At 61.6% G+C, this 13505-nt stretch carries 14 protein-coding genes; 8 read left to right on the forward strand and 6 right to left on the reverse strand.

Features of this window, described 5'->3' with window-relative positions:
- Window position 1 precedes the first annotated feature (1 nt).
- On the reverse strand, window positions 2–421 hold the full coding sequence (locus tag BLO50_RS03730) for an Lrp/AsnC family transcriptional regulator (protein ID WP_090248820.1): 420 nt from the start codon (window positions 419–421) through the stop codon (window positions 2–4).
- A 128-nt stretch (window positions 422–549) separates the two neighbouring features.
- Here BLO50_RS03730 and yjeH point away from each other — a divergent pair, with 128 nt between their 5' ends.
- Window positions 550–1818, forward strand: coding sequence for an L-methionine/branched-chain amino acid transporter (gene yjeH, locus BLO50_RS03735; protein WP_090248822.1), 1269 nt, complete (start codon window positions 550–552; stop codon window positions 1816–1818).
- A 50-nt stretch (window positions 1819–1868) separates the two neighbouring features.
- On the opposite strand, the gene mep72 is transcribed toward yjeH, so the two are convergent.
- Window positions 1869–3725: a biofilm-associated metzincin protease Mep72 gene (gene mep72 / locus BLO50_RS03740; RefSeq protein ID WP_090248824.1), complete on the reverse strand. Its 1857-nt coding sequence runs from the start codon at window positions 3723–3725 to the stop codon at window positions 1869–1871.
- Between the two features lie 20 nt (window positions 3726–3745).
- Complete coding sequence (gene bamI / locus BLO50_RS03745) at window positions 3746–4438, reverse strand: biofilm-associated metzincin protease inhibitor BamI (RefSeq protein WP_090248826.1); 693 nt, start codon at window positions 4436–4438, stop codon at window positions 3746–3748.
- Window positions 4439–4796: 358 nt separating this feature from the next.
- Here bamI and BLO50_RS03750 point away from each other — a divergent pair, with 358 nt between their 5' ends.
- From BLO50_RS03750 to BLO50_RS03765, 4 genes are read left to right on the forward strand one after another with little or no spacing between them, the layout of a single operon-like run.
- Window positions 4797–6131: a TAXI family TRAP transporter solute-binding subunit gene (locus BLO50_RS03750; RefSeq protein ID WP_090248828.1), complete on the forward strand. Its 1335-nt coding sequence runs from the start codon at window positions 4797–4799 to the stop codon at window positions 6129–6131.
- Between the two features lie 36 nt (window positions 6132–6167).
- Window positions 6168–7175 (forward strand): nucleoid-associated protein YejK, encoded by a 1008-nt coding sequence (gene yejK, locus BLO50_RS03755; RefSeq protein ID WP_090248829.1) that lies wholly within the window; start codon window positions 6168–6170, stop codon window positions 7173–7175.
- Window positions 7176–7177: 2 nt separating this feature from the next.
- Window positions 7178–7996: a polyphosphate kinase 2 family protein gene (locus BLO50_RS03760; RefSeq protein WP_090248831.1), complete on the forward strand. Its 819-nt coding sequence runs from the start codon at window positions 7178–7180 to the stop codon at window positions 7994–7996.
- Window positions 7997–8043: 47 nt separating this feature from the next.
- Window positions 8044–8361, forward strand: a complete 318-nt coding sequence (locus BLO50_RS03765) for a glutaredoxin family protein (RefSeq protein WP_090248834.1) — start codon at window positions 8044–8046, stop codon at window positions 8359–8361.
- A 33-nt stretch (window positions 8362–8394) separates the two neighbouring features.
- On the opposite strand, the gene BLO50_RS03770 is transcribed toward BLO50_RS03765, so the two are convergent.
- From BLO50_RS03770 to BLO50_RS03780, 3 genes are all read right to left on the reverse strand, one after another.
- Window positions 8395–9330, reverse strand: coding sequence for a glutathione S-transferase family protein (locus BLO50_RS03770; RefSeq protein WP_090248836.1), 936 nt, complete (start codon window positions 9328–9330; stop codon window positions 8395–8397).
- A 66-nt stretch (window positions 9331–9396) separates the two neighbouring features.
- Window positions 9397–9717 (reverse strand): GIY-YIG nuclease family protein, encoded by a 321-nt coding sequence (locus tag BLO50_RS03775; RefSeq protein WP_090248838.1) that lies wholly within the window; start codon window positions 9715–9717, stop codon window positions 9397–9399.
- Between the two features lie 38 nt (window positions 9718–9755).
- Window positions 9756–10226, reverse strand: a complete 471-nt coding sequence (locus tag BLO50_RS03780) for a nuclear transport factor 2 family protein (RefSeq protein WP_090248840.1) — start codon at window positions 10224–10226, stop codon at window positions 9756–9758.
- Window positions 10227–10345: 119 nt separating this feature from the next.
- Between BLO50_RS03780 and BLO50_RS03785 the strand changes: the two genes are divergently transcribed.
- The 3 genes from BLO50_RS03785 to BLO50_RS03795 all read left to right on the forward strand — a co-directional run bounded on the left by BLO50_RS03785 (window position 10346) and on the right by BLO50_RS03795 (window position 13473).
- Window positions 10346–11293, forward strand: coding sequence for a GlxA family transcriptional regulator (locus BLO50_RS03785; RefSeq protein ID WP_090248841.1), 948 nt, complete (start codon window positions 10346–10348; stop codon window positions 11291–11293).
- Between the two features lie 99 nt (window positions 11294–11392).
- On the forward strand, window positions 11393–12346 hold the full coding sequence (locus BLO50_RS03790; protein ID WP_090248843.1) for an ornithine cyclodeaminase family protein: 954 nt from the start codon (window positions 11393–11395) through the stop codon (window positions 12344–12346).
- Complete coding sequence (locus BLO50_RS03795) at window positions 12346–13473, forward strand: NAD(P)/FAD-dependent oxidoreductase (RefSeq protein WP_090248845.1); 1128 nt, start codon at window positions 12346–12348, stop codon at window positions 13471–13473. Before BLO50_RS03790 ends, BLO50_RS03795 begins: the two co-directional genes overlap by 1 nt.
- The last annotated feature ends 32 nt before the right edge of the window (window positions 13474–13505 follow it).

The raw sequence follows: 13505 nt of genomic DNA on the forward strand, positions 1-13505 counted from the left end.
CTCAGAACACCCAATCCTTGACCACCATATGGGTCTTCACTTTCTGCATACCGGGGAAGTTTTCGATCTCGCCGCGAATCTCGCTCAGGCGTTGCATCGACGCGGCCTCGATGGACACCAGCATATCGGTCTCGCCGCTGATGCCGCTGCAACGGCGCACTTCCGGGTATACGCGCATCAGCTCGACATAGTGCTCGCAGCGACCGCCCTGGTAGAACAGCTCCAGATAGGCCTTGATCCCAGCAACGCCCGGCACCGTCACCTGGGCTTGATAGCCGCTGATCACGCCAGTGTGTTCCAACTGACGAATGCGCTCGCTGACTGCCGAACGCGACAGGTTGACCTCGCGGGCGATCTGGCTGACGGGTAAGCGCGCATCGGCGCGCAACAGGGCGAGTATCTGCTGATCGAACTTGTCCACGCGGGGCTCTCGAAAAAGGCAATTTGACGGCCAAATGCGCCAGATCGTCGGTTAAAGCCGACGCTTCGCCAGCAGCCTGTAACAGGCGGGCGATTTAACATGGCGAACGAAACCGCAGAGCATACAACATGAGTCGTCTGAACCCGGAATTGGGCCTGCTGCAAGGGATTGGCCTGCTAAGTACTTCACTGCTGGGCACCGGAATTTTTGTGATCCCAGCGCTGGCCGCCACTGCTGCCGGCGAGGCGTCGTTATGGGCCTGGATGCTGCTGATCGCTCTGGTGCTGCCAGTGGCGTTTACCTTCGCTCAGCTGGGTCGGCACTTTCCCCATGCTGGCGGCGCGCCGCATTTGATAGGCCGCGCCTTTGGACCGCGGATGGAGCGTATCAGCGCGCTGCTGTTTCTAGCGGTGTTGCCGGTGGGTTTGCCGGCAGCGCTGAATATTTCCACCGGTTTTTTCCAGGCCTTGTTTGCCATCGGCCGCGGTGAAGCGCTGCTGATTCAGCTCGCCACGCTGGGGGCGATGTTGCTCCTCGGCCAACGTCCGGCAAAGGCCTCGGGCATGGTGCAGGGGGCGATTGCCTTGGCGATTATTGCCACGGTGGGGTTGATCTGGTGGGCCGGTGATTTGCCCAACGCCAATCAACCTTTGCTGCCAGAACTGAGTGGTTCCTGGCATCTGTTGCCCGTCGCGCTGGGGGTGATGTTCTGGTGTTTTGTCGGCATCGAAGCCTTTACCCATATGGGCGAGGAGTTCAAGAACCCTGAACGCGACTTCCCACTGGCGCTGCTGTTGGGTGTGCTGCTGGCAGGCCTGGTGTACTGGGCCTTTTCGGTGGCGGTGTTGAGCTTTCAAGCCTACGGCGATGTGCAGAACGATGCCGCGTCCCTGCCGCGTATGCTCGACCAACTGTTCGGCGCCAAGGCCCGTTGGCTTAGTGCGCTGATCGGCTACTTGGCCTGCTTTGCTTCGATGAATGTCTATGTGCAGGGCTTTGCGCGGTTGATCTGGAGCCTGGCCGATGAAGGCAAATTGCCGCGCCCGCTGGCCCAACGCAACCATCACGGTGTGCCGGCTCGCGCCTTGTTGCTGGTGGTGATTATCTGCGCCCTGTGCGCTAGTTTGGCAGCGGTGATGCAACTGTCGGTGGACCAACTCATCCGCTATGCCAATGGCAACTTTGTGCTGATTTATCTGTTCAGCATGGCCGCTGGTTGGGTGCTGTTAAAAGGACTGTGGCGTTGGGTAGCGGCGTTTAGCGCGTTGCTCTGTGCCCTGGTGATGATCGCCCTGGGTAACGACGCCTGGTATGCCATGGGCCTGCTGCTGGCCTTGGCGGCGCTGGACTCTATTCGCAGCCGTCGTGCACCGACGTCACCCTCTTCGGCGCATTAACTGCAGGCAAAAAACCTGGCGCCCCAACCACGGGCGCCAGTTTTTTTCGGCTAGAGCCGGTTAAGGCTGATGTTATCCAGGTACAGCGATTGGTCTGGGCGGGTACCAAGCACCAGCAGTTCCATGCGTCGATAAGCGCCGGCCGGCACCTGGAAGGTCTGCTGCAACTTGCTCCAAACGCCGCCCTTGGTATTCACCACACCGAGTGACAGCGTACGAGCTTTGCCGGACGTGTCCTCAAGGTAGAGGTAGGCATAGGACAGCGCAGCGACGCTGGCGGTGCGGCTCACCATCACGTCAGCACTAAAGCGATACGACAAACCTGGCTGCACCTTGCCCGCTAGCAACAGGCTAGCGCCAGTGCCATCGGCCTTACGCGCATACACCTCCAGCGACTTGCCGGTCTTCGCCAGCGCGGTGAGCCGATTGCTGCCGTAGAAGCCAGTCCACTCCCCGATAGCGCTGTCGAACGTCCAACTGAATGCCGCTGGCGTAACTGGCTTGACCGCGGTGGTGGGCGTCACTTCGCTGAGCTGAACTTCGTCCAGCAGCACACCCAAACGGTTGACGCTTAATAGACCCAGGTAGGTGTTACGAATGACGGTGGGGGGCGGCTGGTAGGTAAAGGTCATGTCGATGGGCGTGAACTCGCTGCTGGTCACCGACTTGATCACGCCGTTGGCGCTGCTGTAGCTGATACCGGCGTTTTCCTCATGGACCATGCCCAGGTACACGTTGCCGCGCACGTTGGCGCCCTTGAGCATGACCTTGGCTTTCAACCGGTAGGTGGCGCCCACCTTGAGCGCGCCGACAGAGGTGGCGAGCATATCGTCGCGACCAGCCGGCAGGTCGAATTGCAACGCGTCGTCACGGCAGGTTTTACCGACGTTAAGTTGGCTCAGCTTGGCCACGTTAAGTAAGGTTTTCCAACCATCCAGGGTGCGGAACTCACCGTTGGTTACCAAGCTTGTGAGGGCGGGCTTGGCGCACCAGGCCGTTACCGGCGGTGCTACGGGCGGGGCCGGTGTGGTGGGTGCAGTGGGCGTGGTCGGCGTAGTAGGTTTGGTCGGCGTGCTGGTGGGGTTGACCGTTTCGGGCACTTTTGTCGGACGCAGTGCGGCGATGTGTGCGGCCATGTCATTTAGCGCGCGAGCGGAGTCAGCATAGCTGGCACGGCCACACGCCTGGTTGGCACAGGTACTGTCAGCCAGCGCTGGGGTGGAAAACAACGGCGCCTGCACCGACGCATTAAACGCCTGCGGGTAGGCCATGATGGTCGCGAAACGACCCTGTACGCCATAACCGCGGCCCCACTCATAGGTGCCTTGGTGAATGCCACGGGCCAGGTAGGTGTAGTAACCCTCGGTCTGGTCTTGCTCGTAGGAGTGACGCAGCCCAAGGTTGTGGCCAATCTCGTGAGCCATGGTGCTCAGGCTGCAATCCACGCCGGTGATGCCGTAGGCACTGGCCCAGGCGCCATTCTGGAACGTGCCGCTGTTCTTCGGGCCGGAGAGCACGTAACCAATGCCGCACACCCCATAGCCCTGGCCCACTTGGGTACGGCTGATCAGTTGCACCACGTCAGCGCCGTAGGTTTCACGCAGTTGTTGTACCCGCGGGTCGGCGGCGAACGCAGACAAATCTTTGCCAGATATGGTCGGGTAGCTGGCCCAGTTCAGCAGTTGCCGGTTGACCAAGCGCAGACGCAGGTTGACGTTACTTTTCTTGAACGCGTTGTTGGCAAATTCGATGTAGCTGGCGATGCGTGCGTAAATGTCACGCCCATTAGGCAGGGCTTGCGCCTCTTTGGTGTAGAGCACCAGCAGATCGACGGTGCGCGGTTCGGTGGCAGCTTGAGTCAACGGGGCCAGCAAGAGCATGGCCAGGCAGACGAATAATTTTTTCATGATGTCTAATCCTGTAGCACTCAGCCGCGGGTTGGCGGTGGGAGTGGCTGCAACGGCGTGGATTCAGGGGTCACGAGGGCGTCCGGGGTGGCACGCAGCAGCAGCTCGTTCTGGTCGGTAATCAGCGTGCTGCCGGTGGCGTTGTCCACCACAAACGACAGGGTCTTATCGCTGGTCGCCAGGGTGATGTGGGTCTCCAGTTGCCCGCGCACGACGGTCAGCGAGTCTTCCGGCTGCCCCCCTTGCACCGACCCGCTCCAAACGGCGACACCGGTGTTGTGGGTCTCGTCCAGCGTGGCGCGTAGCGGTTCTTTGCGCCCCGGCACGGCCAGCTGCAGGGTTTTGCCCACGGCCAGGGTGCCAAGGGCAGAAACCGGTATGTTGGTGCGGTAGAGGGTCATTTCGTCTTGCTGCTCAGGCACCAACGAACGGCTGTCCCAGAGCTCAATCACGTTGTCAGTCGGGGCAGCCGTTTGTACCGTGACATCTTTAACTGGCGTACTCGCAACCACGCCCGCAGCAGCAACCGACGGCGAACTGAACGGCCTGAACGGCAGCAAACCGGTGGACGGCGCCGCAGCAGCCAAGGCAGAAGGCAACGGGGCAGAAGGCGTAACAGCGACGTTGGCCGTTGAAGGCTCGTGCAGTAAAAATGCAAGCGTGGCACCTGAGGCAAGCAGGGCTACTGCAACATAAAGCAGGGTTCGGGGCATAGGCCACCTTCCTACGTTCAACCCGCAACAGCCGGGTTAGAGCGAAACCACGGAAGAGCATCCCTGACAGACCGCGGAACAGGTTAAACCGTCGTGGAGCTACGGCCGGTTGCTGTTCGTTTTATTGACGTCAAAATATTGATATCACAGTGCCATCACTGCCCACAAAGACGAATTCGCTATAGAGAAACCCTGAAAAACGCATTCCAGAAGCTTATAAAGCTGCCTGACGCTTCGTTTGCGCTCTAAATCGAGCGCCAGGCAAAGCCCCGCACGACGCACGTGTACAAAGGCAACAGGCGAAAAAGACGCCGGACGGTTAACCTTTACGCACTCAGAGCAAGGCCAAGGAACTGCAATGCGAAGAATCCTGCGCGACCTAAAGATTATGTTGTTGACCAACCTGTGGATCGTGCCCGTAGTGGCCGCCTTGGTCGGTGCCCTCTTCTACTTTGTCGCCCCACCACCGCCCATGCATGCCCGCATGGCGACCGGCGCGGTGGGCGGTGGCTACCATGCATTTGGCGAGCGGCTGCGGGACGAACTGGCGCTGCAGGGTTTCAGCCTGGAACTGGTGGAGAGCGCGGGCTCTGCAGACAATCTGGGCAAACTGGGTCGCGGCGACGTGGAACTGGCCATGGTCCAGAGCGGCCAGGAGCTGACCCTTAGCGACGAGGCGCGCAGCACCCTCAATGGCCTGGGTGTTATGTACCGCGAACCGCTGTGGCTGTTTCTCGGTGACACGGTCAAATTCGAACGCCTGAGCGATCTGATCAAGCTGCGCCTGGCCATCGGCTCCGCCAACAGTGGTACCCAGGCAGTAACCGCGGCACTTTTTTCCGCCAACCGCATCGAGCCGCCACAGTACCCACAGCGCTGGCAACAAATGGGCGGCAGCAAGGCCGCTGATGCGCTGATAGCGGGCGAGCTGGACGCGGCCTTCTTCGTGGGCCCCGCCGAAAATGCATTGATCCAGCGCCTGGCTGCGGAGCCCAAAGTACGCCTGGTCAGCTTGCGCCGCACCGAAGCCTACCTCGCACGCCTGCCCTACTTGAGTCAGTTGCAGGTGGGCGAAGGCATGCTCGATATGCAGCACAACACGCCAGACCGTGACATCGTCACCCTCGGCCCGGTTGCCACGCTGGTCGCCGGCGAGGAATTCCACCCGTCACTCACCCCGCTGATCCTCGAAGCGGCGAAAACCGTGCTGAAGAATGGCAGCCTGCTCGACCCAGCCGGCAGCTATCCAGCCAAGCCGCCGCTGTCACTCAATACCCTTAACGAAGCCGAGTACTACTACGACAAGGGTCTGCCCATCCTGCAGCGCTATCTGCCGTTCCGTATTGCCTCCCTGGCTGACCGCTACATCATCCTGGCTATTCCACTGTTGGTGCTGTTGTTCCCGCTGTTCAAGGCCATCGGCCCGATCTACCAGTGGCGCATCCGCGCGCGCATCTACCGTTGGTACAAACACCTGCGTGAGATCGACCAGCAGCTCTACAAAGGCAAACTGCCCAGCGACCTGGATGCTGAGATCCTCCGCTTGGAACGCCTGGAGGATGAGTTGGCGCGGATTGAAGTACCGCTGTCCTACTCCAGCGAGCTGTACCAGTTGCATATGCACCTGCGCTACATGATCGAACGCCTGAATGCACTGCAGCAGCGCACGACTGCCAAGCAGCTGGTCGGGTAAGATGCGCGCTTTCCGTTTACGCACCACGAGGCCGCTATGCCGATCCGCCACTGCATCGTTCACCTGATCGACAAAAAGCCTGATGGCACCCCCGCCGTGCTGCATGCTCGCGACACCGAGCTGGCCGCCTCGCAAGCCATTGAAAATATGCTCGCCGACCTCAACGAGAGCTATAACGCCAAGCAAGGCAAGGCCTGGGGTTTTTTCCACGAGGAGTCCGGTGCCTATCCGTTCAGCGGCTGGTTGAAGCACTACCTCGACGAAGGTCAGGACTTTGCCGCATTCAGCCGTCAGGCGGTCGAGCAGCTGCAGAAGCTAATGGAAGAATCGAACCTGTCCACCGGCGGCCATGTGCTGTTCGCTCATTATCAGCAAGGCATGACCGACTACCTGTCGATCGCCCTGCTGCACCACAGTGAAGGCGTGGCGGTGAACGAGGCGTTGGACGTGACCGCCGCCAAGCACCTGGACCTGAGCCAGCTGCACCTGGCGGCGCGCATCAACATCTCCGAGTGGCGCAACAACGCCAACTCCAAGCAATACATCTCCTTTATCAAGGGCAAGAACGGCAAGAAGGTCTCGGAGTACTTCCGCGACTTTATCGGCTGCCAGGAAGGTGTCGACGGGCCAGGCGAAACGCGCACCCTACTGAAAGCCTTCAGTGACTTCGTGGAAAGTGAAGACCTGCCGGAAGAACAGGCCCGTGAGAAGACCAAGACCTTGGTCAGCTATGCGGCGAACCAGGCCAAACAAGGCGAGCCCATCACCCTCGATGAGCTATCCGGACTGATCGACGAAGAACGGCCCAAGGCCTTCTTTGAGCATATCCGCAACAAGGATTACGGCATGGCCCCGGAATTTCCGGCGGACAAACGCACCCTCAGCCAGTTCCAGCGCTTTACCGGGCGCGCCGAAGGCCTGTCGATCAGCTTTGAAGCCCACCTGCTCGGCTCGAAGATCGAGTACGACGAAAGCACTGACACCCTGGTGATCCGTAACCTGCCGACGCAGCTGACCGATCAGCTCAAGCGCCGCAAAAACTAAGCATGAGCCGCCTGCCGGATAGCCTGCTGGATGCCTGCCGCTGTGACCCGGCAGCACCCTTTGCTCAGGATCCGGCGCGCGACTTCGGCCTGAACAAGCAGGCGGCGCAGCTAGCCCTGGCTGAACTGCGCCCCTGGCTCAATCAGCAACAGCGCATGCTCTGGGCCAACCGGCGTAATGCCCTGCTGCTGATCCTGCAAGGCACCGATTGCTCCGGTAAGGATGGCGTGATTCGCCGGGTGATCAGCAGCTTCGATCCCCAGGGTCTGCGCATCCACAGTTTTCAGAAACCCGATGCCTGCGAACAGCGCCATGACTTTCTCTGGCGCTATCAACGGCGTTTGCCGGGGCTGGGCCTGCTCGGGGTATTCAACCGCAGTTACTACGAAGGGCTGATCAGCGATCCGCTGGATGGCCTGTGCAGCGCCGCCGAACTCCCCGCGCGCCAACTGGCGATTCACGCCTTCGAGGCGCAGCTGATCAGCCAGTCGATTCAACCGCTGAAATGCTTTTTGCAGCTATCCAGAGATGAACAAAAGCACCGCCTGCAAGAGCGCCTGGAAAAACCTCATAAACGCTGGAAACTGCACAGCAGCGACCTGCAGTCCTACCGCGAATTTGACCTGCGCCAACAGCGCTGGGCCGAACAGCTAACGGTCAGTCAAAGCGACGCCGCGCCTTGGTATGTAATTCCGGCGGATCATCGCTGGCTGCGCGACTGGCTGGTGGCAAGCCTGCTGGCCCGCGAGCTGGAGCGGCTAAAACTGGATTGGCCGGATACCCCGCCGCCGTTCAGTCTGGAAGACTTGCAGCGCAGCTAGCACAAGCTTCACCAGATCATCGACACAAGCAGGCAAAGGAACGCCCCATGAAGAAAGTCATTCTGCTGCTTAGCGCCCTGGCGCTCTTCCAACACTGGGACACGGTGCAACGCTGGTTTCAACCGCCGCTGGCTGATCGGCCGGGCGAGGTGGTGTTGTATGCCACGCAATGGTGCGGCTACTGCGCGAAAACCCGCGAGCAACTGGCACAGGATCAGATTGCCTACCGGGAAATTGATATCGAGAAAGACCCCGCCGGCCAGGCGACCTTCAAGGCTTTGGGTGGGCGCGGCGTGCCCTTGCTGGATATCAAGGGCACGCTGATTCACGGTTACGATCCGCAGGCGATGCGCGCTGCCTACTGAAAAGCCAGCGCGCAGTAGGTCGTAACCTGGTGCTTACAGCGCCTTGATGGCAAAACCGAGTCGCGGGAAGTGCACATGCACCGTCCCCGCACGCGGATCTTCACGACGAAGGATAAGCTCTTCGCTGCCGCTGAACACCAGTTCACCCTCAACCGCATCCACACCGTAATCAATGGCAGAAATCGCCACCTGCTGACCAATAGCAAAACCGTTGGGATCAGCCAACGCGGCCGCCGGCAGAGCCGCTGGAGTGGCTTCACGGGCCACCTCGATGGCATCTGCAGCGCTCATTTCACTGAATGAGCCGTGACCGAAGTCCAACACCCGCGCCAACCAGGCCGCCACATCCGGGTAGGCATCAACCAGCGGCGCTGTCACCGGGGTGCCGCGCAGGAACCACAACGGGTGAGCCATGGCGATGTCGGCCAGCGACGGCTCGCCAAACAGGAAATCACCCGGCTCACGGGCCAGCTGTTGCTGCAGGCGCGTCATCAGCGTGGGCCACTGATGCTTGGCCACTTCAAGCGGGATGCGTGTCGCAAGGCCGCCGTTGAACAGCGTCGAGCGGTCAGCGATAAAGGTCTTGAGAAACTCTGGCGGTAGTTTGCCGAAACGCGCCGCGATGGATTCCGGCTGGAACACCAAGCTCACCGCATGCAGGAAGACCTGGGAGTCGGCCCACTGGGCGAAGCAGGCAACGTTAAATTCCTGGCCCTCGGGGAACAGCGCAGGGGTGGCTTTTTCGGCTTCCAGGCGACGGGCGATCAGCGCGGTATCGCAGTAGATATCCGCGCCCACCTGCAACACTGGCGTCTTGCGGTAGCCGCCAGTCAGGGCCGTCAAATCCGGCTTGGGCATGATCGGCGGGATCATCACCGAGCGCCAGGACAGCTGCTTGAAACCGAGCATCAGCCGCGCCTTCTCGGCAAAGGGCGAGGTCGGGTAATGGTGCAGGATCAACTCGTGCATGGCAGGCTCCGCAAGGGGTCAGGTAAACCAGCAGCTTAACCGCGCAAGCCGAAGCAGCCTACCCGCTTAGCCTGATGGTGCGTTATCAGCTACGGCGATAACAGGCACGGCGGCCACCAGGGTTTCCTTGGCCAACTTGCTCATGGCCTTGATCGCCCGTTCACGGCGTAATGCATCACCTTTGCCGGCGCACGGCTCGATATACACCAGTGCCTGCGCCGGACTGGAGTGGAAGAAACGCGCACCTTTACCGCTTTGGTGCTTGGCAAAACGCTTGTGCGGATCGTCGCTGATGCCGCAGTACAGCGCACCATTGGCCGCACGCACCAGGTAGACAAACCAGGGCTTGGCGACGGCAGGAGTTTCCACAGAGATCACATCAGGCATCACGAAGATCGGCAGACAGGCAAAGAAGGTCGCTGAGCTTAACGGCTCTTCTGAAAAGCCGCTAAGCCTTTGGCTGCCTGCTGGCGAATGGCGTTCTGTACAAAGGGCGCCCAGCCCAACAGCAGGCCCTTGATACCCAGCGCCTGGCCGGCCCAGCGCCACAGATCGAAGTGATCACGGTGCTCGACGATCTTGCCATCGCGAAAGCGGAAGTTGGCCTCGATATGGTTGACCACCTGATTACCGGTCTGGCTGAAGGTATAGGTCGCCACCCAGCGAGCCTTGCCGGAGTGCTCATCGGCGGTCACGCCATCAAAGGTCAGGGAAAAACCCTGGGCCTTGGCAGAGAGCATGCGCCACATATCGCCAGCAGACGCACCACGTAAATCGGTAAAAACCGGGTCGCTGAACTGCACATCCTCGCTGTAACAGCTGGCCATGGTTTCGGCATCCAGCTGCTGGAAGGCTTGGTAGAAACGGGTGATCAGCTCGGCGTTGGGGTGGGTCATGGGGCGAACTCCGGTAGGGAACGTGCGAGCAGTATTGTCGTTAAATCGCCGCCGCGCGATTGGCGCAAAAGACATACTTGTGTCAATAATCGCCAAATTTCATCGCACCTGAGCACGTCATGCTGAAGATCGCCCTGTACGTCTGCCCGCAAACCGTGTGCTCCAGCCTGAGCATGGCCATGGATGCTTTTGTGCTGGCCAACCGCCTGGCCGAGCAACGGTTGTTCGAGTTGCAGCGCGTCAGTCTGGATGGGAAGGCGGTTGATCTGGGCTTTGCGCAGATCCAGGTCGATGGCGACCTGAGCCTGGCCGAGGATGCCGAGCTGATTCTGCTCGCCGCCAGCGGCAGCGCCATCGATACCACCCTGAGCGATAACGCCGCCCTGCTGCCCTGGCTGGCGCAACGCGCACCCACCCAACACCTGGCCAGTCTGTGCAGCAGCGCCTTTCTGCTGGGCGCCGCCGGCGTGCTCGACGGGCGCCGCGCCACCACCCACTGGGCGCTGGCCAGCCAGTTCCGCCAGCGTTTTCCGCTGGTCAATTTGCAGATCGAGCAACTGATCTGCGAGGACGGCCATCTGCTCAGCTCCGGCGGTGCGCATGCCGGGCTCGACCTGTGCCTGCATCTGATCGCCCAGCATGGCGGCGACGGCCTAGCGCAACAGGTGGCCAATGCCCTGGTCTTCGACAGCCAGCGCGGCCAGCAATCACGCTTTGCCCCGCTACTGCCGCCGCCCAGCACGGATTGCCAACTCACGCCCGTGCTGCAGTGGCTGCAGCGTCATCATGGCGAAAATATCGACCTCAATCGCCTGGCCGCCCAAGCCAACTGCTCATCGCGCACTCTGCTGCGGCGATTCAAGGCCAGCACCGGGCTAACGCCCAACGACTACCTGCAGCGGGTACGCATCAGCGCCGCGCAGCGCGCCCTGCGCAGCCCGGCGTCATTGGAGCAGATCGCCGAACAGGTCGGTTACGCCGACCGCGCCACCTTCGCCAAGCTGTTCAAGCAGCTCTGCGGGGAAAGCCCAGGGGCGTTTCGCAAGCGCCTGCGTCAGCCAGGCTAAACGTCGCAGCAACGTATCAAGATGCCGCGTCGGCGCTTGTCGAAAAAGACCATAAAGTCCAGAATGGATTTAATTGTTTAATTCGTTACGGAGCCGCCCATGTCGACCACCCCTTATGTGCTGGATAAAACCGCCGCCGAGCAGTTGCTCGCTCAGGTCGATGTGCACCAGGCCATGGTCGCCATGTTCCGGGAGCTGGCCGCCGGCAATGCGGTGCAGCCGGCGCAGCAACTGGTGGAGTTTCCCAACGGGGCTGGCGACTTTATCAACTACCTCGGTGTGCTCGCCGGAGCGGGTGTGTACGGGGTGAAAACCTCACCTTATATCGTCCGTGAGCAAGGCCCGCTGATTACCGCCTGGACCCTGCTGATGTCGATGCAGACCGGCCAGCCGTTGCTGCTGTGCGACGCCGGCAGCCTGACCACCGCGCGCACCGCGGCCACCACCGCAGTGGCGGTGGATGCCCTGGCCGCGCCCGAGGCCAGCCGCCTGGCGGTGATCGGCAGCGGCGCCGTGGCCCAGGCCCATGTGCATTACGCAAAGCAGTTGCGCCCCTGGCAAAGCATCCGCATCTACTCCCCAGGCCTGGCTGGCAAAACTGGTGCGCAGCTGCTCAAGCTGCAGCAACTCGACTCGCGCATCCAGCTGTGTGCCAGCCAGGCGGACGCCATTCGCGATGCCGACGTGGTGATGCTCTGCACCTCCTCGGCGAAACCGCTGCTCGATCCCGCCGAGCTGGATAAACCGGCGCTGATCACCTCGATCAGCACCAACGCACCGCGCGCCCATGAGGTGACGCCCGCCAGCCTGCTGAATATGGATGTCTACTGCGACTACCGCGCGACCACACCGGACAGCGCCGGGGAAATGCTCCTGGCCAGCCGACTGGGCTGGAGCAGTGCCGACATCCTGGGTGATCTGGCCGAACTCGTCAGCGGTAAGGCAGCTCACCCGGACTACCGCCGTTCGGTATTTTTCCGCTCCATCGGCCTGGGCCTGGAAGATGTCGCCCTGGCCCACGCGCTCTACCAGCTCAAGCAGGAGGCCTGCTGATGCACCAGGCCGATTACCTGATCATCGGCGCCGGCATCGCCGGGGCCTCCACCGGCTACTTTCTCGCCGCCCACGGCAAAACCATCCTGCTGGAACGTGAGCAGCTACCGGGCTATCACTCCACCGGCCGCTCTGCCGCGCTCTACACCGTGGCCTACGGCACGCCCCAGGTGCGCGCCCTGACCGCAGCCAGCCGCGCCTTCTACGATGTGCCTCCGGCCGGTTTTGCTGAACACCCGTTGCTGAGCCCGCGCGGCGAACTGGTGGTGGACTTCACTGGTGATGCCGCCGAGCTGCAACACCAGTTCGACAGCGGCAAAGCCAGCGTGCCCGATATGCGTCTGTTGAGCGCCGATGAAGCCTGCGCCCTGGTGCCGGTGCTGCGCCGCGACAAGGTGCAGGCCGCCATGCTCGACCCCAGCGCCGCCGATATCGACACCGACGCCCTGCACCAAGGCTACTTGCGCGGCATTCGCCAGCAGGGCGGGGAAATCCACACTAGCTGCGAAGTGCTGCGCATCCAGCGCGACGGCGATGTCTGGTTGGTGGACTGCGGCAGCGCGCAATACCGCGCCAAGGTGCTGATCAACGCCGCCGGCGGCTGGTGCGACCAGATCGCCGCTCTGGCGGGTGTGACACCCATCGGCCTGATCCCAAAACGTCGTGCGGCCTTTACCTTTAACGGACCGGAAGGCATCGACTGCCATGCCTGGCCCTGCGTGGTCAGCCTCGACGAATCCTTCTACTTCAAGCCCGATGCCGGCCTGCTGCTCGGCTCGCCAGCCAACGCCGACCCGGTCGAGCCCCACGATGTCCAGCCGGAAGAATTGGACATCGCTCTCGGCATCTACCAGATCGAAGAACACACCAGCCTGAGCATTCGCCGCCCCGCACATACCTGGGCCGGTCTGCGCTCTTTTGTCGCCGATGGCGATCTGGTCGGCGGTTTCGACCCGCAAGTGGCGGGCTTCTTCTGGGTCGCCGCGCAAGGCGGTTACGGCATCCAGACCTCCGCCGCCATGGGCATGGCCTGCGCCGCCCTGGCCCATGGTGAATCGCTGCCCGAACACTTGCGCCAATTTGGCCTTACGGAAGCCATGCTCTCCCCTGCCCGCCTGCTCAAATAATCAGTCGCAGCGCCCGAGGATGACGCCTCGGG

The organism is Pseudomonas peli (assembly GCF_900099645.1).
Lineage (GTDB): Bacteria > Pseudomonadota > Gammaproteobacteria > Pseudomonadales > Pseudomonadaceae > Aquipseudomonas > Aquipseudomonas peli.

Excerpts from the sequence above, each read along its gene's own strand:
- yjeH (WP_090248822.1), top strand. The coding sequence starts at position 550 with ATGAGTCGTCTGAACCCGGAATTGGGCCTGCTGCAAGGGATTGGCCTG.
- BLO50_RS03765 (WP_090248834.1), top strand. The coding sequence starts at position 8,044 with ATGAAGAAAGTCATTCTGCTGCTTAGCGCCCTGGCGCTCTTCCAACAC.
- BLO50_RS03785 (WP_090248841.1), top strand. The coding sequence starts at position 10,346 with ATGCTGAAGATCGCCCTGTACGTCTGCCCGCAAACCGTGTGCTCCAGC.
- yejK (WP_090248829.1), top strand. The coding sequence starts at position 6,168 with ATGCCGATCCGCCACTGCATCGTTCACCTGATCGACAAAAAGCCTGAT.
- BLO50_RS03790 (WP_090248843.1), top strand. The coding sequence starts at position 11,393 with ATGTCGACCACCCCTTATGTGCTGGATAAAACCGCCGCCGAGCAGTTG.
- BLO50_RS03760 (WP_090248831.1), top strand. The coding sequence starts at position 7,178 with ATGAGCCGCCTGCCGGATAGCCTGCTGGATGCCTGCCGCTGTGACCCG.
- mep72 (WP_090248824.1), bottom strand. The coding sequence starts at position 3,725 with ATGAAAAAATTATTCGTCTGCCTGGCCATGCTCTTGCTGGCCCCGTTG.
- BLO50_RS03780 (WP_090248840.1), bottom strand. The coding sequence starts at position 10,226 with ATGACCCACCCCAACGCCGAGCTGATCACCCGTTTCTACCAAGCCTTC.
- BLO50_RS03770 (WP_090248836.1), bottom strand. The coding sequence starts at position 9,330 with ATGCACGAGTTGATCCTGCACCATTACCCGACCTCGCCCTTTGCCGAG.
- BLO50_RS03750 (WP_090248828.1), top strand. The coding sequence starts at position 4,797 with ATGCGAAGAATCCTGCGCGACCTAAAGATTATGTTGTTGACCAACCTG.
- bamI (WP_090248826.1), bottom strand. The coding sequence starts at position 4,438 with ATGCCCCGAACCCTGCTTTATGTTGCAGTAGCCCTGCTTGCCTCAGGT.
- BLO50_RS03775 (WP_090248838.1), bottom strand. The coding sequence starts at position 9,717 with ATGCCTGATGTGATCTCTGTGGAAACTCCTGCCGTCGCCAAGCCCTGG.
- BLO50_RS03795 (WP_090248845.1), top strand. The coding sequence starts at position 12,346 with ATGCACCAGGCCGATTACCTGATCATCGGCGCCGGCATCGCCGGGGCC.